22 protein-coding genes, 1 tRNA gene and 1 pseudogene are annotated in these 24656 nt (G+C 73.3%); 13 read left to right on the forward strand and 11 right to left on the reverse strand.

Translation table 11 applies throughout. The features are described from left to right. Nucleotides 1-31: 31 nt before the first annotated feature. Nucleotides 32-1468 carry a bifunctional UDP-N-acetylglucosamine diphosphorylase/glucosamine-1-phosphate N-acetyltransferase GlmU gene (gene glmU / locus J3P32_RS04950; RefSeq protein ID WP_210438721.1) on the reverse strand — a complete coding sequence of 479 codons (1437 nt, stop codon included), beginning with the start codon at nt 1466-1468 and terminating at the stop codon, nt 32-34. A 41-nt stretch (nt 1469-1509) separates the two neighbouring features. Between glmU and J3P32_RS04955 the strand changes: the two genes are divergently transcribed. From J3P32_RS04955 to J3P32_RS18615, 4 genes and pseudogenes are all read left to right on the forward strand, one after another. Beyond that, nucleotides 1510-2136 (forward strand): TetR/AcrR family transcriptional regulator, encoded by a 627-nt coding sequence (locus tag J3P32_RS04955; protein ID WP_210438722.1) that lies wholly within the window; start codon nt 1510-1512, stop codon nt 2134-2136. A gap of 76 nt (nt 2137-2212) precedes the next feature. Then, nucleotides 2213-3739, forward strand: a complete 1527-nt coding sequence (locus J3P32_RS04960; RefSeq protein ID WP_210438723.1) for a flavin-containing monooxygenase — start codon at nt 2213-2215, stop codon at nt 3737-3739. Beyond that, on the forward strand, nt 3736-4575 hold the full coding sequence (locus tag J3P32_RS04965; RefSeq protein WP_210438724.1) for an SDR family NAD(P)-dependent oxidoreductase: 840 nt from the start codon (nt 3736-3738) through the stop codon (nt 4573-4575). Before J3P32_RS04960 ends, J3P32_RS04965 begins: the two co-directional genes overlap by 4 nt. A gap of 191 nt (nt 4576-4766) precedes the next feature. Further along, nucleotides 4767-5360: pseudogene (locus tag J3P32_RS18615) on the forward strand (alpha/beta fold hydrolase); the annotation flags it as partial. A gap of 164 nt (nt 5361-5524) precedes the next feature. On the opposite strand, the gene J3P32_RS04975 reads toward J3P32_RS18615, so the two are convergent. Then, nucleotides 5525-5606: transfer RNA gene (locus J3P32_RS04975), tRNA-Gln, on the reverse strand. A gap of 339 nt (nt 5607-5945) precedes the next feature. Here J3P32_RS04975 and J3P32_RS04980 point away from each other — a divergent pair. From J3P32_RS04980 to J3P32_RS05005, 6 genes are read left to right on the forward strand one after another with little or no spacing between them, the layout of a single operon-like run. Next, entirely contained in the window at nt 5946-6905 is a 960-nt protein-coding gene (locus tag J3P32_RS04980) for an ABC transporter ATP-binding protein (RefSeq protein WP_307861587.1), read from the forward strand. Further along, nucleotides 6898-7794 carry an ABC transporter permease gene (locus J3P32_RS04985; protein WP_210438725.1) on the forward strand — a complete coding sequence of 299 codons (897 nt, stop codon included), beginning with the start codon at nt 6898-6900 and terminating at the stop codon, nt 7792-7794. The genes J3P32_RS04980 and J3P32_RS04985 overlap by 8 nt, the downstream gene beginning before the upstream one ends. Further along, on the forward strand, nt 7791-8705 hold the full coding sequence (locus J3P32_RS04990) for an ABC transporter ATP-binding protein (protein WP_210438726.1): 915 nt from the start codon (nt 7791-7793) through the stop codon (nt 8703-8705). The genes J3P32_RS04985 and J3P32_RS04990 overlap by 4 nt, the downstream gene beginning before the upstream one ends. 13 nt (nt 8706-8718) lie before the next feature. Continuing rightward, entirely contained in the window at nt 8719-9417 is a 699-nt protein-coding gene (locus tag J3P32_RS04995) for an ABC transporter permease (protein WP_210438727.1), read from the forward strand. A gap of 41 nt (nt 9418-9458) precedes the next feature. Continuing rightward, a complete protein-coding gene (locus J3P32_RS05000) occupies nt 9459-10580 on the forward strand; it encodes an ATP-dependent DNA ligase (protein ID WP_210438728.1) in 1122 nt (373 codons plus the stop codon). Beyond that, the gene (locus tag J3P32_RS05005) at nt 10577-11170 is read left to right on the forward strand and encodes a hypothetical protein (RefSeq protein WP_210438729.1); all 594 of its coding nucleotides are present in this window, start codon (nt 10577-10579) and stop codon (nt 11168-11170) included. The genes J3P32_RS05000 and J3P32_RS05005 overlap by 4 nt, the downstream gene beginning before the upstream one ends. On the opposite strand, the gene J3P32_RS05010 is transcribed toward J3P32_RS05005, so the two are convergent. Then, entirely contained in the window at nt 11157-12266 is a 1110-nt protein-coding gene (locus tag J3P32_RS05010; protein WP_210438730.1) for a hypothetical protein, read from the reverse strand. The genes J3P32_RS05005 and J3P32_RS05010 overlap by 14 nt on opposite strands. A 98-nt stretch (nt 12267-12364) precedes the next feature. On the opposite strand from J3P32_RS05010, the gene J3P32_RS05015 reads away from it, so the two are divergent. Beyond that, a complete protein-coding gene (locus J3P32_RS05015; protein WP_210438731.1) occupies nt 12365-15145 on the forward strand; it encodes a stealth conserved region 3 domain-containing protein in 2781 nt (926 codons plus the stop codon). 436 nt (nt 15146-15581) lie between these two features. Here J3P32_RS05015 and J3P32_RS05020 read toward each other — a convergent pair whose 3' ends face one another. Continuing rightward, on the reverse strand, nt 15582-16664 hold the full coding sequence (locus tag J3P32_RS05020) for a DNA polymerase domain-containing protein (protein WP_210438732.1): 1083 nt from the start codon (nt 16662-16664) through the stop codon (nt 15582-15584). Between the two features lie 51 nt (nt 16665-16715). Between J3P32_RS05020 and msrB the strand changes: the two genes are divergently transcribed. Then, a complete protein-coding gene (gene msrB, locus J3P32_RS05025) occupies nt 16716-17111 on the forward strand; it encodes a peptide-methionine (R)-S-oxide reductase MsrB (protein ID WP_210438733.1) in 396 nt (131 codons plus the stop codon). Nucleotides 17112-17114: 3 nt separating this feature from the next. Here msrB and J3P32_RS05030 read toward each other — a convergent pair whose 3' ends face one another. The 3 genes from J3P32_RS05030 to hemG are packed head-to-tail and all read right to left on the reverse strand — an operon-like array spanning nt 17115 to nt 20106. Then, the gene (locus J3P32_RS05030) at nt 17115-17972 is read right to left on the reverse strand and encodes a hypothetical protein (protein ID WP_210438734.1); all 858 of its coding nucleotides are present in this window, start codon (nt 17970-17972) and stop codon (nt 17115-17117) included. A 54-nt stretch (nt 17973-18026) separates the two neighbouring features. Next, on the reverse strand, nt 18027-18743 hold the full coding sequence (gene hemQ / locus J3P32_RS05035) for a hydrogen peroxide-dependent heme synthase (protein ID WP_210438735.1): 717 nt from the start codon (nt 18741-18743) through the stop codon (nt 18027-18029). Between the two features lie 4 nt (nt 18744-18747). After that, nucleotides 18748-20106 carry a protoporphyrinogen oxidase gene (gene hemG, locus J3P32_RS05040; protein ID WP_307861588.1) on the reverse strand — a complete coding sequence of 453 codons (1359 nt, stop codon included), beginning with the start codon at nt 20104-20106 and terminating at the stop codon, nt 18748-18750. A 23-nt stretch (nt 20107-20129) separates the two neighbouring features. On the opposite strand from hemG, the gene J3P32_RS05045 reads away from it, so the two are divergent. Next, nucleotides 20130-20942 (forward strand): NYN domain-containing protein, encoded by an 813-nt coding sequence (locus J3P32_RS05045; RefSeq protein ID WP_210438736.1) that lies wholly within the window; start codon nt 20130-20132, stop codon nt 20940-20942. 60 nt (nt 20943-21002) lie between these two features. Here J3P32_RS05045 and J3P32_RS05050 read toward each other — a convergent pair whose 3' ends face one another. From J3P32_RS05050 to J3P32_RS05065, 4 genes are read right to left on the reverse strand one after another with little or no spacing between them, the layout of a single operon-like run. Beyond that, nucleotides 21003-22343 carry an MFS transporter gene (locus J3P32_RS05050; protein WP_210438737.1) on the reverse strand — a complete coding sequence of 447 codons (1341 nt, stop codon included), beginning with the start codon at nt 22341-22343 and terminating at the stop codon, nt 21003-21005. After that, nucleotides 22340-22972, reverse strand: coding sequence for a flavin reductase family protein (locus J3P32_RS05055; RefSeq protein WP_210438738.1), 633 nt, complete (start codon nt 22970-22972; stop codon nt 22340-22342). Before J3P32_RS05055 ends, J3P32_RS05050 begins: the two co-directional genes overlap by 4 nt. Next, nucleotides 22969-23499, reverse strand: coding sequence for an NADPH-dependent FMN reductase (locus tag J3P32_RS05060; RefSeq protein WP_210438739.1), 531 nt, complete (start codon nt 23497-23499; stop codon nt 22969-22971). Before J3P32_RS05060 ends, J3P32_RS05055 begins: the two co-directional genes overlap by 4 nt. Further along, nucleotides 23496-24638: an LLM class flavin-dependent oxidoreductase gene (locus tag J3P32_RS05065; RefSeq protein ID WP_210438740.1), complete on the reverse strand. Its 1143-nt coding sequence runs from the start codon at nt 24636-24638 to the stop codon at nt 23496-23498. Before J3P32_RS05065 ends, J3P32_RS05060 begins: the two co-directional genes overlap by 4 nt. Between the last annotated feature and the right edge of the window lie 18 nt (nt 24639-24656).

A 24656-nucleotide genomic window follows, 5' to 3' on the forward strand; every position in this document is an offset into this window, starting at 1 on the left:
GTGATGAGATCGGTGCGACCGACAGAAGCGGTCAGCCCTCCAAGTCGCGCTCGACACGCTCACGTGCCGTTCGCGCCGCCTCCGCCTGCGCCGTCCCGGCCCGCTTGGACTCCGTCCAGCCCTCGAGGTTGCGCTGCGGCGCGCTGCTCACGGCCAGCGCGCCGGCCGGCACGTTGCGACGTACGACGGTGCCGCCCGCGGTCCCGGCGCCGTCGCCCACCTCGACCGGGGCGACGAAGGTGTTGTTGGACCCGGTCTTGGCGTGCCGGCCGATGACCGTGCGGTGCTTGGCGACGCCGTCGTAGTTGGCGAAGATGGTGCCGGCGCCGATGTTGGCGCCCTCGCCGATCTCCGCGTCGCCGACGTAGGACAGGTGCGGCACCTTGGCGCGCTCTCCGATCGTCGAGTTCTTGGTCTCCACGAACGTGCCGATCTTGCCCCCGGCGCACAGCCGGGTGCCGGGCCGCAGGTAGGCGAACGGCCCGACGCTCGCCCCGTCGCCGACCACGGCGAGCTCGGCGTGGGTGCGCACGACCCTCGCGCCGACCCCGACCTCGCAGTCCTTGAGCGTCGTGTCGGGCCCGACGACCGCGTCCTCGCGCACGACGGTCGCCCCGAGGAGCTGCGTGCCGGGCAGGATCGTGGCGTCGGGCTCGATGACCACGTCGGCCTCGATCCACGTGGTGGCCGGGTCCATCACCGTGACGCCGTCCTTCATCCAGCGGGTCACGATGCGGCGGTTGAGCTCCTTGCCGAGCTCGGCGAGCTGCGCACGGTCGTTCGCGCCCTCGGTCTGCGCGACGTCGTCGATGAGGTGGGCGCCGACGGTGAGGCCGTCCTCGCGGGCGATGCCCACGACGTCGGTGAGGTAGTACTCGCCGTTGGCGTTGTCGTTGGTGATCCGCGGCAGCGCCGAGACCAGGAACTCGGCGTCGAAGGCGAGGATCCCCGAGTTGATCTCGTCGATCTCGCGCTGCTCGGGGGTGGCGTCCTTCTCCTCCACGATCGCCTCGACGTCGCCCTCGTGGTTGCGCACGACGCGGCCGTAGCCGAACGGGTTCGGCACCCGCCCGCTCAGGATGCTCACCGCGCGCTGCGCCGCCTCGTGCTCGGCCGCGAACGCCCGCAGCGACTCGCCCTCGAGCAGCGGGGTGTCGCCCGCCGCGACGATCACGGTGCCGGTGGTCGTGCCCGACGCCTCCATCGCGATGCGCACGGCGTGCCCCGTGCCCTCCTGCGTCTCCTGGACCGCCAGCACGGCGTCGGGCAGCAGCTCGGTGATGTGCGGTGCGACCTGTTCGCGCTGGTGGCCCACGACGGCGACGACGCTCGTCGGCTCGACGGCCTGCACGGCACGCAGCACGTGGCCTATCATGGAGCGCCCGGCGACGGGGTGCAGCACCTTCATGGTCTTCGACTTCATGCGGGTGCCGCCGCCGGCGGCGAGGACGATGACGGTGAGGTCCATGGGCGCAGTCTGTCATCACGGCGCTGTGGTCCAATGCCCCCGTGAGCGGGCGGACCTACGGCGGCGAGTCGGCGACCGACCGGCTGACCCGGCGCCGCCGGCAGCTCCTCGACGCGGGCCTGGAGCTCTTCGGCACCGCGGGCTACCGGGCGACGACCGTGCGCCAGCTGTGCCGGGAGGCCAAGGTCAGCGACCGCTACTTCTACGAGCAGTTCGACTCCACCGAGGACCTGCTGCTCGCCGTGTACGACGAGTGCACCGGCCGGCTCGAGGAGGCGGCCCTCGCCGCGCTCGGCGAGGGGGACGGCGAGGTCCGCGAGCTCGCGCACCGGGGGCTCGACGCGTTCCTCGCCGTGGTGGAGTCCGACCCCCGGCTGGCGCGGGTCGTGTGGTTCGAGGTGCTCGGGATCAGCAGCCGGGTCGAGTCGACGTACCTCGCGCGGATGCAGTCCTTCGGCCACCTGATGCTGGGCGTGCTGCCGCAACCGCGGGCCGCGGGCATCCCCGACGCCGCGCGCGAGCTGCTCGCCAGCGCCACCGTCGGCGCGGTCAGCCACACCGTGGTCACCTGGACCAGTGCGGGCTTCACCCCGGCACGCGCCGTGGTGAGCGACGCCCTCGCGCGGTTCCTCGCCGGAGCGGCGTCCGCCATCTCCCAGCCGGCGTGACCTGCGTCACCCGCTGATGCGGAATCGCCTGTCGCCACTTTAGTGTGACGACGTCTGATTCCGGATCGGAGGCGTCGTGGAGCCACCCCTCACCGTGCTTGTCGTCGGCAGCGGCTTCGGCGGCCAGGTCGCCGCCATGAACCTGCTCCGGCGAGGCATCACGGACTTCCAGATCCTCGAGCGGCGCGACTTCATGGGTGGCACCTGGTGCCAGAACTCCTACCCCGGCGCCGCGGTGGACGTGCCGTCCCCGCTCTACTCCGTCGCCGGCGAGCCCTACCCGTGGAGCCGGATGTACGCCGGCCAGGCGGAGCTGCGTGCCTACACCGAGCACCTCATCGAGAAGTGGTCGCTGCGCGAGCGCACGGTGCTCGGTGCCGAGGTCGTGGGCGCCGACTGGGACGGGGAGGCGTGGCGCGTCCGCACCAGCGACGGCGTCGTGCGCCGGGCCCGCTTCCTCGTCAACGCGTCGGGCCCCCTCAGCACGCCCGTCGTCCCGCCGTTCGAGGGTCTCGGCGAGTTCTCGGGCGCGACGTTCCACACCAACGGCTGGGACCACGACGTCGACCTCGCCGGCAAGCGCGTGGCGGTGGTCGGCTCGGGCGCCAGCGCCGCCCAGGTCATCCCGGCCATCCAGCCCGAGGTCGCCGAGCTGCACGTCTTCCAGCGCAGCCCGCACTGGGTGCTCCCCCGGCACGACCGCACCTTCACCCCGCTGCAGCGCCGCCTGCTGCGCCTGCGGCCGCTGCAGCGGCTGCTCCGCACCGCCATCTACTGGAAGCTCGAGACGCGCGTCGTCGGCTTCAAGCACAGCCGGCGGCTGCTGCGCCTCGTCGCCCAGCGCGACGCGCTCGAGCACCTTCGGGCGCAGGTCCCCGACCCCTCGCTCCGGGCCGCCCTCACCCCCGACTACACGATCGGCTGCAAGCGGATCATCCTCTCGAGCACGCTCTACCCGGCCCTCTCGGCGGGCAACACCACGCTGCACGACCGGCACGACGGCATCGACCACTTCGACGCGACCGGCGTCGTCACCGCCTCCGGGCAGCACCTCGACCTCGACGTCGTCGTCTTCTCCACCGGGTACGACGCCACGGACGGGCTGATCCCCTACGAGGTGCGCGGCCGCGACGGCGTCCGGCTCGCCGACTTCTGGCACGACTACCCGCGGGCGTACCTGGGCACCACCGTGCCGGGCTTCCCCAACTTCTTCGTCGTCACCGGGCCGAACACCGGCATCGGCCACACCAGCGCGATCTTCGTCATCGAGTCACAGATGGAGTACCTCCTGCGCGCCATCGGCACCGTCCTCGACACCGGGGCGCGCAGCGTCGAGGTCACGGCGGAGGCGGAGGACGCCTACACCCGCGACATCCACCGCGAGATGGAGCGCACGGTCTGGCACGACGGAGGCTGCACCTCGTGGTACCAGTCGCGCTCGGGCAGGGTGACCGCGATGTACCCGGGGTTCTCCTTCTCCTTCCGCCGCCTGGCGCGGCGCTTCCGCCCCGAGCACCACGTCGTCGACCGGCCCACGCCGCACGCGACCCCCGCCGGCACACCCGGCACACCCGGCACCGCCACTGAGAGGACGTACGCATGAAGCACCTGGACGACAAGGTCGCCGCCATCACCGGAGCGGGCTCCGGCATCGGCCGCGCCCTCGCCCTGCACCTGGCCGGGGAGGGCTGCCGGCTGGCGCTGTCGGACGTCGACGGCGCGGGCCTCGCCGAGACCGAGCGCCTGCTCGAGGGGCGTGCGCGCGCGGTCAGCACCGCGGTCGTCGACGTCGCCGACGAGTCGGCCGTCCTGGCCTGGGCGGACGCCGTCGTGACCGACCACGGCCGCGCGAACCTGGTCTTCAACAACGCCGGCGTGGCGCTGTCCGGCACCGTCGCCGCGCTGACGACCGAGGACTACCGCTGGATCATGGGCGTGAACTTCTGGGGCGTCGTGCACGGCACCAAGGCGTTCCTCCCCCACCTGGAGCGCTCCGGCTCGGGACACGTGGTCAACATCTCCAGCGTCTTCGGCCTCACCGCCCAGCCGCTGATGAGCGGCTACAACGCCAGCAAGTACGCCGTGCGCGGCTTCACCGAGTCGCTGCGCCAGGACCTCGAGCTGACCGGGTCCTGCGTGAGCGCCACGTGCGTCCACCCCGGCGGCATCAAGACCAACATCGCTCGCTCCGCCCGGGTCGACGACAGCGTCGCGGGCGCCACCGGCAAGCCGTCCGAGGCCGCCACGCGCGAGTTCGAGAAGAGCTTCATCACCTCGCCGGCGAGGGCGGCCGAGGTGATCGTCGACGGGGTCCGCACGAACCGCAGGCGCGTCCTCATCGGCCCCGACGCCCGGGTGCTCGACGCGATGGGCCGCATCGCCCCCGCCGGCTACCAGCGCCTGGTCACGGCCGTCGTCCGGTCGCGGGGCCGCAGGTGAGCGCGTCGTGGTCGGACCGGCTGGCCGCTCGGCTGTACGCCGCCGCGACCGGCGCGGAGGCGAGGGCGTACGGCCTGCGTGAGCGCCGCGTCGCCGTCGGCGACGCCACGCTCGCGGTCCTCGACGGCGGCCCGCGGGATGCACCGGTCGTGGTGCTGCTGCACGGCTACTCGGCCGACCGCGTGGTGTGGGTGCGCTTCGCGCGGCACCTGCTGCGCGACCACCGCGTCGTCGTGCCGGAGCTCGCCGGGCACGGCGCGTCCGGCTTCGCCGCCGGTGCCGACTACTCCGCCGCCGCCCAGGCCGACCGGGTCGCGACGCTGCTCGACCGGCTCGGCGTCGAGCGTGCGCACGTCGCGGGCAACTCGATGGGCGGCTTCGTCGCCGCGACCCTGGCGGTGGCCCATCCCCAGCGGGTCCGGTCGCTGCTGCTGAGCGACGCCGTCGGCGTCGCGTCGCCCGAGCCCAGCGACGCCGAGCTCGAGCTCCGCGCGGGCCGCAACCCGTTCCTGCTCGACGACGTGGACGACTTCGCGGACTTCTACGCGATGACGATGGCGCGCCCCCCGTTCCTGCCCGCCTTCCTGCGCTCCGCCGTGGCGACGCACCACGTGTCGCGGCGCGACCAGCTCGAGGAGATCTTCGCCGGCTTCCACGGCGTCGGCACCCTCGACGACCGGCTGCCGGAGATCACCGTGCCGACCCTCGTGATGTGGGGCGACCAGGACCGGCTGGTGCACGTCAGCACGGCCCGCACCTGGGCCGACGGCGTCCCCGGCGCCGAGATCGTCGTCTACCCGGGCATCGGGCACATGCCGATGCTCGAGGTCCCGCGCCGCAGCGCCGCGGACTACCGGGCGTTCCTCGAGCGGGTGAACGCGTCGGGCCTGAGGACGGGGACGGGGGCGCGGTCGCCTGCTCCCCGCGCCGCCGTGCTCCGACGAGCGGCTGGCTCCCCGGGTAGGAGTCGAACCTACGTCGCTAGTCCTGATTCAAAGTCAGGCGGGCCCTGCCGGCAGACCAACCGGGGATAGGTGCCACAGCCTAGGGCCAGCCACCGGGCGTCATACGAACCCGCACCCATACATCCCGCTCCGTATGACGCAGCCCCCCGCCGCCCCGGACGTCATACGAACCCGCACCCATACGTCCCGCTCCGTATGACGCAGCCCCCCGCCGCCCCGGACGTCATACGAACGCACCCATACGTCCCGCTCCGTATGACGCACGCGGCGCCCCGCGCCGGCAGGCCCGAGCGACGCAGCAGGGATGGCGTACGCCGACCGGCCACGCCATCTTCACCACACCTCCACACGGATCCGGGCGATCCCTGATGCCGGACGACGGCGCCCCCCGCTAGCGTGACCGTCGTGACGGGGGAACTCACCGGGCCGCTGCCGGTCATCTCGACCGCTGGCCTCACCAAGCACTACGGGACGGTCCACGCCCTGACCGACCTCACGGTCGACGTCGGGGACGGCGTGACCGGGCTCGTCGGCGCCAACGGGGCCGGCAAGTCGACGCTCATCAAGATCCTGCTCGGGCTCCTCGAGCCGACCACCGGGCACGCGCACGTGCTCGGCCACGACATCGAGGAGCACAGCCAGGAGATCCGGCGGCTCGTCGGCTACATGCCCGAGCACGACTGCCTGCCGCCCGACGTCAGCGCCAGCGACTTCGTCGTGCACATGGCGCGGATGTCGGGGCTGGGCGCCTCGGCGGCCCGGGAGCGCGCGGCCGACGTGCTGCGCCACGTGGGGCTCGACGAGGAGCGCTACCGGCCGATGGGCGGCTACTCCACCGGCATGAAGCAGCGCGCCAAGCTCGCCCAGGCCCTCGCCCACGACCCGCGGCTGGTGTTCCTCGACGAGCCGACCAACGGCCTCGACCCGGCCGCCCGCACCGACATGCTGCGGCTGGTGCAGCGCATCGGCAACGACTTCGGGATCGCCGTCCTCGTCACCTCGCACCTGCTCGGGGAGCTCGAGCAGGTCAGCGACCACGTCATCGTCCTCGACGGCGGCCACCTGCTGCGCAGCAGCGCGACGGGCGAGTTCCTCGAGCGCACCGGCAGCCTGCTCGTCGAGGTCGTCGGCACCGAGACCGAGCGCGACCGGCTCGGGGAGGCGCTCGCGCGCCGCGGGCTCACCTGCCGCCCGCGGGGCACCATGGTCGCGGTCGACCCGCCGCCTCCCGGGCTGGCCGAGGGCGGTGCCGCGCACGACCTCATCCGCGACGTGGCCGCCGAGCTGGGGCTGGGCCTGATGCGCCTCCAGCCCGACCGGCGCCACCTCGAGGACGTCTTCCTCGAAGGAGGCACCCGTGCCTGACCAAGCCGCCGCCCCGGGTCGTCCCGGCGTCATCCACGACCTCGGCTACCGCCACTTCGACGGCGTGCGCGAGGGCACCGCGACGATCGCGCGCACGCTATTCGTCACCGGCCTGCGCCACGCGTACGGCCTGGGCCGCTCCGGCAAGTCGAAGGTCATGCCCTTCGTGCTGCTCGCGATGTCGCTGCTCCCGGCCGCCATCGTCGTCGGCGTCGTCGTCCTCACCGGCCTGGGCTCGCTGCCGGTGTCCTACGCCGACTACACCAACCAGACGCAGCTGCTCATCAGCCTCTTCGCCGCCTCGCAGGCGCCCGTGCTGTTCTCCCGCGACCTGCGGCACCGCTCGATCGTGCTGTACCTCGCCCGTCCGCTGTCGTCGCCGGTGTTCGCGCTGATGCGGTGGCTGTCGCTGACCGTGGCGATGTTCGTCTTCACGGCGGTCCCGACGGTCCTGCTCTTCGCGGGCGCGATGCTGGCCGGCCTCGACAAGAGCGACCAGGCCAGCGCCGTGCTCAAGGCGCTCACCCTGCAGGTCCTGCTCGCCGCCATGCTCGCCGGCGTGTCCGGGCTGATCTCCTCGGTCTCCCTGCGCCGCGGGTTCGCGGTGGTCGGCTCCGTGATGGCGCTGATCGTGCTCACGGGCGTGGTCACCGTGATCCAGAACATCGCCTACTACGACGGTGACAGCGAGTCGGTCTCCGTGGGCGTCGGCCTGCTGTCGCCGTGGTCGCTGCACAACGGCCTCGGCAACGCGTGGGACGCGGGCATCGACACCCCGGCGCCCGTCGACGGCGCCTGGGTCCCGGCGTACGCCATCGTGGCGCTGCTGCTGGTCGCCGGCTGCCTGCTCGGGCTGGTCGCCCGCTTCCGGAAGGTGGGCTCGCGATGAGCACCCTGGTCCTCGACTCGACCTCGCGCTGGTTCGGCAACGTCGTCGCCGTCAACGACGTGTCGCTCTCCATCGGCCCCGGCGTGACGGGCCTCCTCGGCCCCAACGGCGCCGGCAAGACGACGCTGATGGCGATGATGGCGGGCTTCCTCGCCCCGTCGGCCGGGCACGTCACGCTCGACGGGCAACCGGTGTGGCGCAACACCGAGACCTACCGCCGGATCGGGCTGGTGCCCGAGCGGGAGCTGAGCTTCGGCTACCTGACGGGGCGCCAGTTCGTCCGGGCCAACGCCGACCTCCACCGGCTCCCCGACGCGGCCGCTGCGACCGAGCGCATCCTCGAGGTGGTCGACATGGTCGAGCCGGCCGGGCGCCGGCTCGACACCTACTCCAAGGGCATGCGCCAGCGCGTCAAGATCGCCGCCGCGCTGGTGCACGACCCGGCCGTGCTGCTGCTCGACGAGCCCTTCAACGGCGTGGACCCGCGCCAGCGCATGCACCTGATGGACCTGCTGCGCCGCCTCGGCGACGAGGGCCGCACCGTGCTGTTCAGCTCGCACATCCTCGAGGAGGTCGAGCGACTGGCCCGCCACATCGAGGTCGTGGTCTCGGGCCGGCACGCCGCCTCGGGCGACTTCGGCGCGATCCGCCGGCTGATGACCGACCGGCCGGTGCAGTACGCCATCCAGTCGAGCGACAACCGCTCCCTCGCCGCCGCGCTGATGGCGCAGGACTCCGTCCGGGCGGTCAGCCTGCGCGCCGACGGCCACCTCGACGTCCAGGTCGGCGACCTGGGCAGCTTCGCGGTGAGCCTGCCCGCGCTGGCCCGGCAGCACGACGTGACCCTGTTCGAGCTCTCCCCCAGCGACGAGTCGCTGGAGAGCGTCTTCGCCTACCTGGTGGCCCGATGATCAAGGACCCCGCATGAACGCGACGATCGCCAAGCTCGCCCTGCAAGCCCTCCTGGGCCGGCGCCGCTTCTTCCTGCTGCTCGCCTTCCCGGTGCTGCTCATCGGACTGGTGGCGCTGGTGACCGCCCTGGTCGACGGCGAGGCGGCCTACGAGATCCTGCCCGGTCTGGGCTACCCCCTGGTCCTGCCCCTGGTCGCGATCCTCGCGGCGTCGTCGGTGCTCGGGCCGGAGGTCGACGACGGGTCGATCGTCTACCTGCTCTCCAAGCCGGTGAACCGCTACGCCGTCGCGGCCAGCAAGTGGGTCGTGGCGCTCGCCGCGACGCTGGCGGCCGGTGCGCTGCCGGTCCTGGTCGCCGCCCTCGTCACCGGCGACAGCACCCGGGCGGGCGCGCTCTTCCTCGGCGCCGCCGTCGCCGGGACGGCGTACTCCGCGCTGTTCCTCGCGATCTCGGCGGTCACCCGGCACGCCGTCATCGCGTCGCTGATGTTCGTGCTGATCTGGGAGAGCCTGCTGGGCAACCTCTTCACCGGCATCGCCTGGCTCAGCATCGGGCAGTGGGGCCTGCGTGTCGGCCACGCCGTCTCCGACGAGCTGCCCGACCCGGCCAACCTGCCCTACGCCGTCATCGCCAGCGCCGTCGTGACGGTGGTCGGCGTGTGGTTCGCCGGCGACCGCCTGCGCTCGTTCTCCCTCAAGGGCGACGACTAGCCGCCGGTCCGGGGAGGCGCTGCGGCACTAGGCTCTGCGCTGTGGACCTCCCCGTAATGCCGCCCGTGCAGCCGATGCTGGCGAAGAGCGTGAGCGGCGTGCCGGACCCGGCCAGGCACGGCGGGCTGAGCTTCGAGCCGAAGTGGGACGGGTTCCGCTGCCTGGTCTTCAAGGACGGCGACGAGGTGGAGCTCGCCAGCCGCAACACCAAGCCGCTCACGCGCTACTTCCCCGAGGTCGTGGACGCCGTACGCCGGCAGCTGCCCGCACGCGTCGTCCTCGACGGCGAGATCTTCGTCGGCCTGCAAGGCGCCGCCGGCTGGCGGTTGGAGTTCGAGACGCTGCAGGAGCGCATCCACCCCGCGGCGAGCCGCGTGGACAGGCTCGCGGCGGAGACACCGGCCGGGTTCGTCGCCTTCGACCTGCTGGCGCTCGGCGACGAGTCCTACCTGCGGCGACCCTTCGCCGAGCGCCGTGCCGCGCTCGTGGAGGCGCTCGGACACCTCGACGGCACCGGCCCGTGCTTCCTGACCCGCACGACCGAGGACCCCGCCGAGGCGGAGCGGTGGTTCGAGGAGTTCGAGGGCGCCGGGCTCGACGGGGTCGTCGCCAAGCCGCTCGGCGCGGCCTACGAGCCCAACAAGCGCACCATGCTCAAGATCAAGCACGAGCGCACCGCCGACGTCGTGCTCGCCGGCTACCGCGAGCACAAGACCTCCACGCCCGAGAACCCGCTGGTGGGATCCCTCCTGCTCGGGCTCTACGACGACGACGGCGACCTGCAGCACATCGGCGTCTCGGCGAGCTTCACCGCCAAGCGCCGCGCCGAGCTGTGGCACGAGCTGCAGCCGCTGGTGTGCGACGTCGCCGACCACCCCTGGGGCCGCTGGACGGAGTTCCTCACCGCCAACCCCGACCGGATCCCCGGCACCCAGAGCCGCTGGAGCGCCGGCAAGGACCTCGGCTTCACCGCCCTGCGCCCCGAGCGCGTGCTGGAGGTGAAGTACGACCACATGGAGGGTCGCCGCTTCCGCCACACCGCGCACTTCAAGAGGTGGCGCACCGACCGCGACCCGGAGAGCTGCGGCTACGCCCAGCTCGACGAGCCCGCGGGCTACGACCTCACTAGAATCCTCAGCACCGAACCCGGAGGCGAGTCATGACCGAGAACAGCTCCGACCACCTTCCTGCGAACGACTCCATCCACGACGGGCAGGGCACCTACGACGTGGTGCTCCTCGTCGAGCAGGCCCTGACCCCCGCCGACGCCCAGCAGGTGCGGTCGTTGCACGCGGAGATCCAGGACCCCGTCGTCTACCACGTCCTGCTCCCCCTCGAGGACGCCGCGGCCCGCATCGAGGCCTCGCTGGGCACCCTCGGCGCCGGCGACCTGATGGCCGCCCCGGCCCTCGCCATGAACGACGTCGACATCGAGGCGCTGCGCCGCGAGTGCCAGGAGAACTCCTCCTCCGACCTGCAGAGGACCCTCGCCGCGCTGGCCGCCGCAGGCGGCACGGCGCACGGCAAGGTGACGTCCGAGCCCCCGGTCGACGCGCTCGCCGCGATGGTGACCGCGGTCGACGCCCGCGAGGCGATCATCCTCACCCGGCCGCACGTCGTGGCCGAGTTCTTCCACGTCGACTGGACCTCCCGCGCCCGTCGCAGGCTCGGCGTGCCGGTGCTGCACCTCATCGAGCACGAGAACTTCGACGAGCAGGCCTCCGGCGCGGGCGAGGGCGTCAGCGGCGTGTGACGCGGCGTACGACGGCCCGGCGCAGGATGGCGGCCGCCTCCCGGCCGCCCACGGCAGGCGGCTGAGCGGCACGCACCGCGGCCAGCTCGCGGCGCAGCTGCTGCACGGTGGCGCGCTGCGCGTCCCGGGCCTCGCGCGCGGCCAGCGTCGCCTCGGCCTTGGTGTGGTCGAAGGTCAGCGCGACCGCGTCGGCGTACCGGGACTGGTAGTCGGCGTGGATCCGGTCGAGCGCCGCCAGCGTGTCCGAGTCGTGCGGCGTGGTGGTCAGCACGCCCAGCAGCTGCCAGACCTCCTCGGCCATGTCGCGCAGCCAGTCCGGGGTGCGCACGTCGTCCCAGGTCAGCTGCGACTTGCGCATGGACGGCTCGATGAAGTCGTCGACGGCGTGGTGCCCGCTCGAGGACAGGTCGGCGTCGAGCTCGAGCTCCAGCTGCTGCTGCACCGGTGCCAGGGCGGCACGCCAGTCGGCCAGCAGGTCGACGTACCTCACGAACGACCGCTTGCCGCCGCGCCCCGCCTTCTCGGTGAGCAGGGCGGCGTGCACCCATCCGGCGACGTTGGAGGTCTCCTTGGTGAGGCGCAGCTCCTCGGACTGGCTCGAGAGGTAGGCGATGTCACGCGACCCCACGACCTCGGCCGGGTGGCGCAGCGCGGTGAGCCAGCGGAGGTCGGCACCGAGCTCCTCGGACACCTCCTGCCACACCTGCGCGAACCAGAAGGCGTGCGGGTCCTTCACCACGACCTGGGCGTCCCCCCGCTCCGACGCCGCGAGCTGCCCGGCCAGCCACTCGCGCAGCTCCGCTGCCGGCAGGCCCTCGGCGACGTGGCCGGCCACCAGGTCGACCGCCGAGGGACGGCTGTCGATGTTGAACAGGGCGAGCTCGCGGAGGTGCCGCTTGTGGAAGTCGATGACCCACTGCGGCTCGTAGAACCCCCGCGGGTTGGTCTCCGACGCCTCCACCTCCGGCTGCGGCACGTGCAGGCCCAGCCGCTTCAGGGTGCCGGCGAGCGAGCTGGTGCCGCTCCGGCCGGAACCGGAGACGAGGACCAGCGGGACGGCCGGCTGCGCGCCTGGTCGGGCGGGGGAGGTCGGCATGCGGCTCACCCTATCGGCCGCGCACCCGGCCTCCGGAGCCGTCACCAGTATCGTGGCGACCCGACCGGCGACCCTCCACCGACAGGACTGAGGCACACGTGGCACTGACCGACCGACTCGGGGGCAAGGTGCGCTCGGCGGTGCGCCGCGTCCGCCGGGACGGCCCGCTCGACGTGGTCCTCGTCCTGTTCAACGCCGACGGCATGGGCGGCACGGCGCGTTCGGGGATCGAGCAGGCCAACGCCCTGCACGCGCTCGGCGAGGGACACCGCGTCCGGATCCTCAGCGTCACCCGCAGCGGCTCCTCGACCCACTACCCGCTCGCCGACGGCGTCGAGGTCACCTACCTCGTCGACGTCCGCGGGGAGCACCCCGTCGCCGTCAGTGGCACGCCCGCGGCGGAGGTCGCCCGCGAGCTCGCGGCGCGCGAGTCGGTGATCGTGCCCCGCAGCTGGGACGCGCTCTACAACGGCCTCACCGACGCGACCCTGCGCGACGCCCTCCGCGTCATGGCGGCCGACGTCCTCGTCACGACCACCCCCGAGCTGCTCGCGGTCGTCGCCCAGCTCGCACCGGACGACGTGGCGCTGGTGCACCAGGAGCACCGTGCCTCCTCCAGCCGGGTCAACGACCTCGGCGCGCTGCTGCAGTTCGCCCCGCGCGCCGACGTGGTGGTGTCGCTGACCGAGTCGATGTCGCGGTGGCTCGCCGGCCGCCTCGGCGGCGCCGCGCCCGAGCTGCAGGTCGTCCCCAACCCGCTTCCCGCCCACCCGCAGGCGCGGTCCCCGCTGGACCAGCGGACCTTCGTCACGGCCGGGCGGCTCGCTCCGGAGAAGCAGTTCGAGCACGTCGTGGACGCCTTCTGGCGCATCCACGAGCAGCTGCCGGGCTGGACGCTCACCGTCTGGGGCGACGGGCCGCGGTCCGGCAACCTCGCCGCGCAGGTGCGCAAGCTCGGCCTCGAGGACCGGGTGCGGCTGCCCGGGTCGACGCAGGACCTTGCCGCGGAGTGGGCCCGCACCAGCGTCGCCGTGCTGGCCTCGCGCGGCGAGGGCTACCCCCTCGTGCTGCAGGAGGCGATGTCCGCGGGCGTGCCGCCGGTGTCGTACGACTGTCCCTCCGGCCCCCGCGAGATCATCACCCACGACGTCGACGGCCTGCTGGTGCCGCCGGGCTCCAAGGCCGCGCTCGCCGCCGCCATGCTGCGCACCGCCACCGACCACGACCTCCGCGCCCGCCTCGGCGCCGCGGCCCTCGAGCGGTCGCGGGAGTGGGACGGGCAGGCGCTCGCCCGCCGGTGGGTGCAGGTCTTCCGCACCGCGGTCGCCCGGCGGGCCGACCCGCTCGCCCCGCGCCGGGTGCTGCACGGGATGCGGCCCGGTCCCCTCGGCGACCTGCCCGAGACCACCGGAGCCGCAGGAGTCACGCCCGCGCAGGCGCGTACGACCGCGCTGACGGCCCTCACCTCCGCCGCCGCGGCCACCGGGGACGGGTGGTTCGTGGTGCCCGCGCGCGGCCTCGACGCCCACCCGCTGGTCGTCGTGCCGTCGTCGCGCCGGGAGGCGTTCCTGACGGCGCTCGCTGCCGGACCGGTCCCCGACTGGCTCTCGGTCCGCGATCCCGCCGAGCGCGGCTGGCACGAGCGCCGGGGCACGGTCGCCGCGATGACCGACGACCTCGCTCGGACGCGTACGGCCTCGCTCTTCCTCGAGCCGTGGCCGATGCGCGGCGGCCACGAGGGCCTGCTGGGCGAGGGCGCCGAGGTGGGCGTGCAGTTCTGGGAGGAGTCGCCCGAGGGCGACCTCCTGGCGCCGGCCCTCAACCGCTACGGCGACCGGGTCCCCGCCGGCACGCCCGGCACCACGATCACCGTCGAGGGCGTCGAGGTGCCCACCCTCGAGGTGATGGCGCTGCCCACCGTCGACGACTGCCGCTTCGACGTGGACGTCGTGTACACGTGGGTCGACGGGGACGACGAGGCCTGGCTGGAGGCGCGCGACGCGCGCATCACCGCGCTCGGCGGCACGCCGAGCGACCGTGCCGGGGGCGCCTCCCGCTACCGCAGCCGCGACGAGCTGCGCTACTCGATGCGCAGCATCCACCTGTTCGCGCCGTGGGTGCGCCGCATCCACCTCGTCACCGCCGGCCAGGTGCCGTCGTGGCTCGACACCTCGCACGAGAAGGTGCGGCTCGTCGACCACCGCGACATCCTGCCGGAGTCGGCCCTGCCGACGTTCAGCTCGCACGCGATCGAGACCCGTCTGCACTGCGTGCCCGAGCTGGCCGACCACTTCGTCTACGTCAACGACGACGTCTTCCTCGGCCGGCCCCGGCGCCCGGAGCACTTCTTCACCCCCGGCGGCCAGTACGCCGCGTTCGTCGCCGAGCACCGCGCGGTCGGGCTGCCCGGCACCGACGACCGCCCCTACCTGTCGGCCGCGCAGAACAACCGCCGGGTGCTCGCCGAGGCGTTCGGCGTCGCGCTGACCACCACGATGATGCACAGCCCGCACCCGCAGCGGCGTACGACGCTGGAGGAGATCGCGGCCCGCTTTCCCGCCGAGGTCGACCGCACGACGCACGCGCCCTTCCGCTCCCCCACCGACCTGTCGCTGCTGTCGTCGTTCGCGCAGAGCTACGGCCTCGTCACCGGTCAGGCGTTCCGCGCCACGGCCCACCACGGCTACGTCGACCTCGGCCACCAGCAGCTGCCGGTGCAGCTCAGGCAGATGCTCCGGCGCGACCGCGACTTCTTCTGCATCGCCGACAACCTCGTCGCCGCCTTCGACGAGGAGCGCGCCGGCGCCCTGCTGCACGACTTCCTCGAGCAGTACTTCCCGATCCCGGCGCCCTGGGAGCTCCCGCCGAGCGGTGCGTGAGGCAGGTTCTGCCGCCTCGGAAGCTGCCCCACTCACCGCCGCCTGCCCGAGCCCCCGCGGAGCGGTGCGTGAGGCAGGTTCTGCCGCCTCGGAAGCTGCCCCACTCACCGCCGCCTGCCCCGAGCCCCCGCCGAGCGGTGCGTGAGGCAGGTTCCGCCGCCTCGGAAGCTGCCCCACTCACCGCCGCCTGCCGGAGCCCCCGCCGAGCGGTGCGTGAGGCAGGTTCTGCCGCCTCGGAAGCTGCACCACTCACCGCCCGCCTGCCCGGGACCGCGCGGAGCGGTGCGTGAGGCAGGTTCCGCCGCCTCGGAAGCTGCCCCACTCACCGCCGCCCGCCCGAGGCCCGCGGAGCGGTGCGTGAGGCAGATTCCGCCGCCTCGGAAGCTGCCCCACTCACCGCCGCCTGCCCGAGCCCGAGCGCCGGGCAGCGGGCGCCTCAGTCGGCGATCCGGTTCCCCTCGGCGTCCCAGTGCGACTCGACCTTCTTCGACGGCTGCACGCGCGGCGGCTCGCCGGGCATCTTCGGGTGGTCGGGAGGGAAGTTCAGCTCGACGGGGTGCTCCTCCCACAGGTCGAGCAGCGGCTGCAGCGAGTGGTGGACGTCGTCGATGGCCGCCCACGGGTCGCCGTTCGACGCCAGCCGCTCGGGCACCGTGAAGAGCGTGAAGTCGCGCGGCGAGGCGAGCGCGGCCAGCTCGTCCCAGGTGACCGGTGTCGAGACCGGGGCGCCGGGGATCGGCCGCAGGGAGTACGCCGACGCGATCGTGCGGTCGCGGGTGTTCTGGTTGTAGTCCACGAAGATCCGCTCGCCCCGCTCCTCCTTCCACCACGCCGTCGTCACGCCGTCGTCGCGCTTCTCCAGCTCGCGGCCGAACGCGATGGCGGCGTGCCGGACGGCGGCGAAGTCCCACCGCGGCTCGATGCGCACGTAGACGTGGACGCCGCGGTTGCCGGAGGTCTTGGCGAAGCCGGTCATGCCGAGGTCGTCGAGCAGCTCGCGCGCGACCCCCGCCACGCGTACGACGTCGGCGAAGTCCGTGCCCGGCTGCGGGTCGAGGTCGATGCGCAGCTCGTCGGGGTGGTCGACGTCGTCGCGCCGCACCGGCCACGGGTGGAAGGTGAGCGTGCCCATGTGGGCGCACCACACCGGCACGGCGATCTCGGTGGGGCAGATCTCCTCCGCGGTCCGGCCTGACGGGAACGTGATCTCGACCGACTCGAGGTAGTCCGGAGCGCCCTTCGGCACCCGCTTCTGGTAGAACGCGTCGGCGTTGCGGTCCTGCGGCCCGGTCGCGAGCCGCATCCCCGGCCGGACGCCCGACGTCCACCGCTCCAGCGCCGTCGGCCGGTCGCGCAGCGCGCGCATGAGGCCGTCCTCGACGCTCGCGAAGTACTCCGCGACCATCAGCTTGGTCACCTCGGGGGTGGAGTCCGTCGCCTCGTAGATCACGCGCTCGGGGGACGAGACGCGGACCTCGCGCTCCCCCGCCCGGACGTACGCCTCCGACGCCTTCGCCATCCCCCGACCCTAGCGGCAGGCGACGCTGGAGCGCGGCCGTAAACTCGGGGCATGGCCTACGACGTGCAGAAGACCGACGAGCAGTGGCGCGAGGAGCTCACCCCCGAGGAGTACGCCGTCCTGCGGCAGGCCGGCACCGAGCGCGCCTTCACCGGCGAGTACACCGACACCGAGACCGAGGGCACCTACTCCTGCAAGGCCTGCGGCGCGGAGCTCTTCACCAGCGACACCAAGTTCCACTCCGGCTGCGGCTGGCCGAGCTTCTACCAGCCGATGACCGACACCGTGGAGTACATCGAGGACAACTCCCACGGCATGAAGCGCGTCGAGGTGCGCTGCGCGACCTGCGGCTCGCACCTCGGCCACGTCTTCCCCGACGGCTTCGGCACTCCCACCGGCGACCGCTACTGCATCAACTCGATCGCCATCACGCTCAAGGAGAAGTGACGCTCAGGCGACGGGCTCCAGCGCGGAGCTGACCCGCACCAGGCCCTCGCCCCAGGTGGCGTCGGCCCACTCCTGGATCGACCCGTCGTCGAACACGACGTGCGCGTCGAGCGAGTCCGGCGCGAAGGACCCGCTCGTCAGCAGCTGCTCGCCGAGCGCGGCCTGCAGCTCCCGGTTGATCGCGTCGAGGTCGGCCTCGGTGCGATCGACCGTGGTCACGCACAGCATCCCGCCCCACGTCCTGCGCAGCTCGGCCTCGGCGCCCTCGGGGTCCCCGGTGACGGCGACGTTGATGGTGTTGCCGCTCAGCCAGGCGGTGGCGTACGTCGGCAGTGCCGAGGCGGCGGCCAGCGTGGCGTCCATGTCCTCGGGGGTCGACTTCGCGGTGTCCGTGGTCGTCGCGTCGTCGCACGCCGGGGCGAGCGGCTCCTCCTGCGGCTCGGCCACCGTGTCGTACAGCGCGGCCGGGATGGCGTCGGAGACGGTGAAGGTGGTGCCGTCGAAGGTGCCGGTCAGGGCGTACTGGCCCCACGTCACGCCCGACGCCTGCTCGGAGCCGACGTCACCCCACTCGAAGTCGGCGACGGCCGGGCCGCCGCACTGCGGCGGCAGGGACTCCGCGACGGGACCGAGGCAGAGCTCGGGGCCCTCGCCGCTGTCGAGCACCGTCACCAGGCCGGTGGTCCGCACCCGGCCCTCGGGGACGGGACTCGGGACTCCGTCGGCGGGAGCGTCCGAGGAGTCGTCGGAGGTCGACACGTCCTCAGCGGCGGCGTCGACGGCGCGCATGTCCTCCTCGGTCGAGCAGGCGGCGAGGGCACCCAGCACGGTGAGCGCGGCGGCAGCAGCGAAGGTCTTCATGGTGGTCCGACGCTACTGCCCGCGACGCCGTTCCCCGCTGGCTCGCCGGACCGGTCAGGGCAGGCGGGCGAGCAGCTCCGAGGGCGTGACGCGGGCGCCGGTGTAGAACGGCACCTCCTCGCGCACGTGGCGTCGCGCGTCGGAGGCGCGCAGGTCGCGCATGAGGTCGACGATGCGGTGCAGCTCGTCGGACTCGAAGGCCAGCAGCCACTCGTAGTCGCCCAGCGCGAACGACGCGACGGTGTTGGCGCGGACGTCGGCGTAGCCGCGCGCGAGCTGTCCGTGCTCGGCCAGCATGCGGCGACGCTCGCCGTCCTCGAGCAGGTACCACTCGTAGGACCGGACGAACGGGTAGACGCAGACGTGGGCGCGTGGCTCCTCGTCGGCGAGGAACGCCGGGATGTGCGACTTGTTGAACTCGGCCGGCCGGTGCAGCGCCATCTGCGACCACACCGGGTCGAGGCGGCGACCGAAGGACGTGCGCCGGAACGCGTTGTAGGCCTGCTGCAGCTGCTCGGAGTCGGGGGCGTGCCACCAGACCATGAGGTCGGCGTCGGCGCGCAGGCCGCTCACGTCGTAGAGGCCCCGGACCGTGACGTCCTGCTCGGCGAGCACGTCGAAGAGCGCCTGGACGTCGGTCGCCTCGGCGTCGCGGTCGGCGTCGCCGAGGACGTCACGCAGCCTGAAGACCGACCACATCGTGTAGCGGATGGTGTCGTTGAGCTCGCGCGTGCGGGCGGCGTTGGTCTTCGTGTCGTTGTCCGTGCTCATGACGTCATTCTGCCTGCGTGAGCGAGGCCACAGCGCGCCGGGCCGAGCCGATCACGGCGGGGACGCCGACACCGTCGTACGTCGCGCCGCACACGCCCAGCCCCGGCTGGTCGGCGAGCGCCGCGCGGATCCGCGCCACGCGCTCGGCGTGACCGACGACGTACTGCGGGAGCGCACCGCCCCACCGCTGGACGTGGGTGTCGACCGGGCGCGCCGTGATGCCGGCCAGGGCCGCGAGGTCCGCCAGCGACGCGCGGACCAGCTCCTCGTCGGAGGCCTGCAAGGTGACCTCCTCGCCGTGCCTGCCGAGCGAGGTGCGCAGGAGCACGACGTCGGGGTCGAGGTCGCGCACCCAGCCCCACTTCGCGAACGAGAAGGTCGACGCCTTGATCGCACGCTGCTCCACCGGCGGCACGAGGAAGCCCGAGCGCTCGAAGAGCGCGTCCGGGACGTCGGCGGCCCGGAAGGCGAGCGTCACGACCGCGACGCTGGCGGCCTCCACGCCGGCCAGCTCGGCCGCCGCTGCCGGCGCCACGTCGGCGAGCAGTCGGGACGTGGCGGCGGCCGGCGTGGCGAGCACGACCGAGCGGGCCCCGACCGTCTCCGCCCGGGTCGTGGGTCCGACCGTGAGCGCCCACCCACCCGGCGTGCGCCCGAGCGCACGGACGGTGGCCGAGGTCCGCACCTCGAAGCCACCGGCGTCGCGGACCAGCGCGGGGAGGCGTCCCATCCCTCCCGGGAGCCCGGCGAAGACCGGACCGGTGGCCGCCGGGAGGGCCGCCGCCTGGTCGAGGAGGCGCCCGCGCCGGGCCATCGCGAGCAGCTGAGGCACGGCCGCGGCGGCGGAGAGACGGCGGGCGTGACCGGCGTACACACCGCCCAGGAGGGGCTCGACGAGGCGGTCGACCAGCTCGTCGCCGAGACGGGCGGCCACCAGGTCCCCCACGGACACGTCGCCGTCGACGGCGCTGTCGCTCTCGGTGCTCGCGCGCGCCAGGCCCTCGGGGCTCAGCACACCGCTGCGGGCGAGCTGGTCGAGGTCGAGCGGCACGCCCATCACGGAGCGCGGCAGGTCCCGCAGCGCCCCGCGGGACCAGACGGCGGAGGCGGCGCCGGTCGGGTGGACGACCGCCGCGCCCAGCTCCTCGGCCAGGGCGACGCCCTCGGGGCGACGGGCGAGCATCGCCTCGGCGCCGACGTCGACGCTCAGGCCGGCCACCTCCGCGGTGCGCAGCTTGCCGCCGACCTGCGGTGACGCCTCCAGCAGCAGCACGTCGCGGCCGGCCGCCGCGAGGTCGCGGGCGGCCACGGAACCCGCGATCCCGCCACCCACGACCACCGTGTCCCACGCGCCCCGCACCACACGGTCAGCCTAGGCTGCACGCCATGGAAGCCAATGGCGGTGCCGACCGCATCGCGGTGATGATCGACGCCGACAACACCAGGGCCGCGTTCGCCAACGAGGTGCTGAGCGAGGTCGCCAAGTACGGCAACCCGACCATCCGCCGCGTCTACGGCGACTGGACCAACCCGCACCTCAGCAGGTGGGCGCGGATCCTCAACAGCCTGGGCCTGCGCGCGATGCACCAGAACGCCTACACGTCCGGGAAGAACTCCACCGACCTCGCGCTCGTCATCGACGCGATGGACCTGCTCTACGACGGCAACGTCGAGGCCTTCGCCCTCGTCACCAGCGACAGCGACTTCACCAGCCTCGCGCACCGCCTGCGGGAGTCGGGGAAGACGGTCTACGTCCTGGGCGAGAACAAGGCGCCGGAGTCGCTGCGCAACGCCTGCGACAAGTTCATCGACCTCGCGGTGGTCGCCGACCGGCAGGACGACGACGACAGCGACGACGACGACGCGCACGACTCCGCGGAGCCGGCCTCGGTCGAGATCAACCTGGAGAGTGCCCTCACCCGCGCCGTCAACGCCGTCTCCGACGACGAGGGCTGGGCGATGCTGCCGGCCCTGGGCAACCAGCTGATCCGCACCCACCCGTCGTTCGACGCCCGCAACTTCGCCGGCCCCGGGGCCCGCCTGAGCACGCTGGTCACCGCGCAGCCCTACCTGGAGACGGCGGGCTCGGGCAACCAGCTGCGGGTGCGGCTCAAGGGCGGCAGGCCCGCGGCGAAGAAGGCGGCCCAGAAGGCGGCCGCCCGGAAGGCGCCGGCCCAGAAGTCCCTGGCGAAGTCCTGACCCTCCCTCACCGGGCCCGACGCGTCCTGACGGGACCCGCCGGGGCCCCGTCAGGTCCGCTCAGGCGGGCACCTGCTCGCGCACCGGCTCCGTCTCGGGGTCGGCGCGGTCCAGGCCCCGGCCCCGGGTCTCGGGCAGGAACCGGGCGCAGACGAGGGAGATCGCCGCGACGAGCACGTTGTACGCCGCGACCCACCAGAGGGTCCCGTCGCCGCGGGTGACGAGCCACGCCGCGATCAGCGGGGTCAGCCCGGAGGCGAGGATGCCGGAGATCTGGTACAGCGTGCTGAGCGCCGTGTAGCGGTAGCGCGTGTCGAACAGCTCGGACCAGAAGGCCGCGAGGGGGCCGTAGACCGTGCCGTAGACCAGCCCGAGCCCCACCACGAACACGACGGAGATCGCCCACCTGTCCTCCGTCTGCACGAGGTACGCCGCCGGGAAGGCGAAGAGCAGGCCGACCCAGGCGCCGACCCGGTAGACCGGCTTGCGGCCCACCCGGTCCGACAGCGCCCCCGCGACCGGCACCAGCACCACACCCAGCACGGCGCCGACGAGGATCGCGTCGAGCGCCCAGCTGCGCGGCAGCGCGAGGTTGGTCGCGACGTAGGCGAGCAGGTAGACGGAGAACAGGTTGAAGGTGAAGCCCTCGGTGAACCGCGTGCCCATGCCGAGCAGCAGGGGCCGCGGCTGCTCGGCCACGAGGTCGCGCAGCGGGAGCCGCGAGATCTCCTTGCGCTCCTGCACCTTGGCGAACTCCGGCGTCTCCATCACCGAGAGCCGGATGTAGGCGCCGATGCCGAGCAGCACGATGCTCATCAGGAAGCACGCGCGCCAGCCCCAGGCCAGGAACGCCTCCTCCGGCAGCAGGCCCGCCAGCGAGAACGCGCCGGCGGCGAGGGCGAGGCCGCCGGGTACGCCGATGTGGGCGAAGCTGCCGTAGAAGCCGCGGCGCTCGGCCGGGGCGTACTCGACGGCGAGCAGCACGGCACCGCCGTACTCACCCCCGACGCCGATGCCCTGCAGCACGCGCAGCACCACCAGGGCGACGGGCGCCCACACCCCGATCGCGTCGTAGGTCGGAAGCAGTCCGATGAGGGCCGTGCCGACGCCCATGATGACCAGGGTGAGGAGCAGCATCTGCTTGCGCCCGACCCGGTCGCCGAAGTGCCCGAAGACGAGCCCACCGACGGGGCGGGCGAGGAAGCCGACCGCGAAGGTGGCGAACGCCGCGAACTGGGCGGCGGGCCCGTCGAGACCGTTGAAGTAGAGCTTGTCGAACACGACGGCGGCGGCGGTGCCGTAGAGGAAGAAGTCGTACCACTCGATGGTCGCGCCGACCGCCGAGGCGAGCGCGACGCGGCGCGGCGTGGGGGCCGCCTGGACCGTGCTGGGGGCGCTCATGCCGCGTCCTCGGCGTCCGTGCCGGCGGCGTCGTGGGACGTCGCACCCGCCGGGTCCTCGCCGTCGCGCACGCCGCGGTCGACCGCGGCGCCGTTGATGCGGCCGTCGAGGCGGGCCGGGTCGAGGTCGTCGCGGTGCAGCTTGGCGAAGGCCGAGCGGTGGAAGACGAGCGGGTGCTCGCCGTCGCCGGCGCCGACCTCGTGGACCTCGAGCAGGACGATGAGGTGGTCGCCGGCGACGACCTCCTCGTGGAGCGAGCAGTCGTAGGTCGCGACGGCCTCGTCGAGGAGCACCGCGCCGGTGCCGGTCACCTTGAACGGCAGCCCGGTGAACCGCTCCTCGCGCGGGCCGGCGAGCTGGCGGCACACCACGTCGTGGTGGTCGGCGAGCACGCTGATGCCGAGGTGGTCCGCCTCCCGCAGGAGGGGCCAGGTCGAGCTGGTCGCCGCGATGGAGAACGACACCAGTGGCGGCTCGATGCTCACGGACGTGAACGACGACGCGGCGATGCCGGTGAGCTGGCCCCTCACCGAGGCGGCGACGGCGACGACGCCGGAGGGGAAGGCACCGAAGGCGTCACGGAGCGTGCGCTGGTCGATGGCGGGGGCGGACGGGGCGTGGACGGTCATGCTGACGTCACCTCGGGGATCTGGACGGGGGCCGGCAGGGCGGGAAGGAGCTGCTGTGCGGTGGCGAACCAGGCGTCGTAGGGCTCGGGCCGGTCGTGCTGGGCGTCGAGGACGTAGAGGCCGCGCGTGGGCACCGAGGCGCCCAGCTCGACGAGCAGCGGCCGCAGGCCGTGCTCGGTGGCGAGCGAGTGCGCGGGCGAGGCGCCGAGCATCAGCGGGACCGCGGTGACGCCGCTGAGCCCCTGGTGCGGGAAGCGGTCGAGGAACGCCTTGAGCAGGCCGGTGTAGGTCGCCTTGTAGGTCGGGCTGGCGACGACCACGACGGAGCTGCCGGCCACCTGCTCGACGAGGTCGCCGACGCTCTCCGAGCCCCAGTCGAAGAGCTCGGAGGCGTGGTCGGCCAGGTCGACGACGAGGTCGGCTCCGCCCAGTCGGTCGGCGAGCGTCAGGGCCGCCTCGTAGGTGCGCGAGCGCGGCTTGGGGTTGCCGACGACGACGGCGACACGGGCGGCGTGGGCGGTGCTCATGACGCGGCCCGCTGGCCGCCGAAGGGGACCGACGCGCGTCCCGTCACCGGCACCGGGCTGGTCCAGAGGCCGCGCTTCTCGAGCACCGGCAGGACGCCCTCGCCGAACTCGTACGCGCCCTCGAGGTGCGGGTAGGCGGAGAGCACGAGCTCGTCGATGCCCACCGAGTGGTACTCCTCGATCAGGTCGGCCACCTCCTCGTGGCTGCCGACCAGCGCGGTGCCGGCGCCGCCGCGGACCAGGCCCACGCCCGCCCAGAGGTTGGGGTGGATCTCCAGGCCGTCGCGGCTGCCGCCGTTGAGGGCGAGCATGTTCTGCTGGCCCACCGACTCCGAGCGCTTGAGGCCTTCCTGGACGCGGCGGACGTCCTCGTCGGAGATGCCGGCGAGGAGGCGGGCGGCCTCGGCCCAGGCCTCCTCCGAGGTGTCGCGCGAGATGGTGTGCACGCGCAGGCCGTAGGTCAGCTCCCGGCCCCGCTGCTCGGCCAGCTCCCGGATCCACGCGATCTTCTTCGCCACCGCTGCGGGCGGCTCACCCCAGGTGAGGTAGACGTCCGCGTGCTCGGCGGCGACCTCGCCGGCGGCCGGCGAGGAGCCGCCGAAGTAGATCCGGGGCACCGGGTCGGGCAGCTGCTGCAGCCGCGCCTGGTCGACGCGGAGGTGGCGCCCGGCGAAGGTGACCTCCTCGCCCGTCCACAGCCGACGGACGATGGAGAGGAACTCGCCGCAGCGCTCGTAGCGTGCGTCCTTGTCGAGGAAGTCGCCGTAGGCGCGCTGCTCGTGGGACTCGCCCCCGGTGACCACGTTGAGCAGCAGCCGTCCGCCCGTGAGGTTCTGGAAGGTGGCCGCCATCTGCGCGGCCAGCGTCGGCGAGGTGAGGCCGGGACGGAACGCGACGAGGAACTTCAGCCGCTCCGAGAGCGGAGCGAGCATCGCCGTGGTCAGCCAGGCGTCCTCGCACCAGGCGCCGGTGGGCGTCAGCGCGGCCTCGAAGCCGAGCTGCTCGGCGCTGCGCGCGACCTGCCCGAGGTAGGGGACGCTGGCCGGCCGGCCGGCGGCGCCGTGCTCGACGCCGTGGCCGCCGCTGACGACGTGGCGGCCGTCGCCTCCGTTGGTGGGCAGGAACCAGTGGAACTTCATGGGGTCGGTGTGTCCTTT

The organism is Nocardioides xinjiangensis (assembly GCF_017916385.1).
GTDB lineage: Bacteria > Actinomycetota > Actinomycetes > Propionibacteriales > Nocardioidaceae > Nocardioides > Nocardioides xinjiangensis.

Bases quoted from the DNA above. Each gene is read 5' to 3' on its own strand.
- glmU (WP_210438721.1), bottom strand. From the start codon at position 1,468: ATGGACCTCACCGTCATCGTCCTCGCCGCCGGCGGCGGCACCCGCATG.
- J3P32_RS04965 (WP_210438724.1), top strand. From the start codon at position 3,736: ATGAAGCACCTGGACGACAAGGTCGCCGCCATCACCGGAGCGGGCTCC.
- J3P32_RS04990 (WP_210438726.1), top strand. From the start codon at position 7,791: ATGAGCACCCTGGTCCTCGACTCGACCTCGCGCTGGTTCGGCAACGTC.
- J3P32_RS04995 (WP_210438727.1), top strand. From the start codon at position 8,719: ATGAACGCGACGATCGCCAAGCTCGCCCTGCAAGCCCTCCTGGGCCGG.
- J3P32_RS05005 (WP_210438729.1), top strand. From the start codon at position 10,577: ATGACCGAGAACAGCTCCGACCACCTTCCTGCGAACGACTCCATCCAC.
- J3P32_RS05010 (WP_210438730.1), bottom strand. From the start codon at position 12,266: ATGCCGACCTCCCCCGCCCGACCAGGCGCGCAGCCGGCCGTCCCGCTG.
- J3P32_RS05020 (WP_210438732.1), bottom strand. From the start codon at position 16,664: ATGGCGAAGGCGTCGGAGGCGTACGTCCGGGCGGGGGAGCGCGAGGTC.
- msrB (WP_210438733.1), top strand. From the start codon at position 16,716: ATGGCCTACGACGTGCAGAAGACCGACGAGCAGTGGCGCGAGGAGCTC.
- J3P32_RS05030 (WP_210438734.1), bottom strand. From the start codon at position 17,972: ATGAAGACCTTCGCTGCTGCCGCCGCGCTCACCGTGCTGGGTGCCCTC.
- hemQ (WP_210438735.1), bottom strand. From the start codon at position 18,743: ATGAGCACGGACAACGACACGAAGACCAACGCCGCCCGCACGCGCGAG.
- J3P32_RS05045 (WP_210438736.1), top strand. From the start codon at position 20,130: ATGGAAGCCAATGGCGGTGCCGACCGCATCGCGGTGATGATCGACGCC.
- J3P32_RS05050 (WP_210438737.1), bottom strand. From the start codon at position 22,343: ATGAGCGCCCCCAGCACGGTCCAGGCGGCCCCCACGCCGCGCCGCGTC.
- J3P32_RS05055 (WP_210438738.1), bottom strand. From the start codon at position 22,972: ATGACCGTCCACGCCCCGTCCGCCCCCGCCATCGACCAGCGCACGCTC.
- J3P32_RS05060 (WP_210438739.1), bottom strand. From the start codon at position 23,499: ATGAGCACCGCCCACGCCGCCCGTGTCGCCGTCGTCGTCGGCAACCCC.
- J3P32_RS05065 (WP_210438740.1), bottom strand. From the start codon at position 24,638: ATGAAGTTCCACTGGTTCCTGCCCACCAACGGAGGCGACGGCCGCCAC.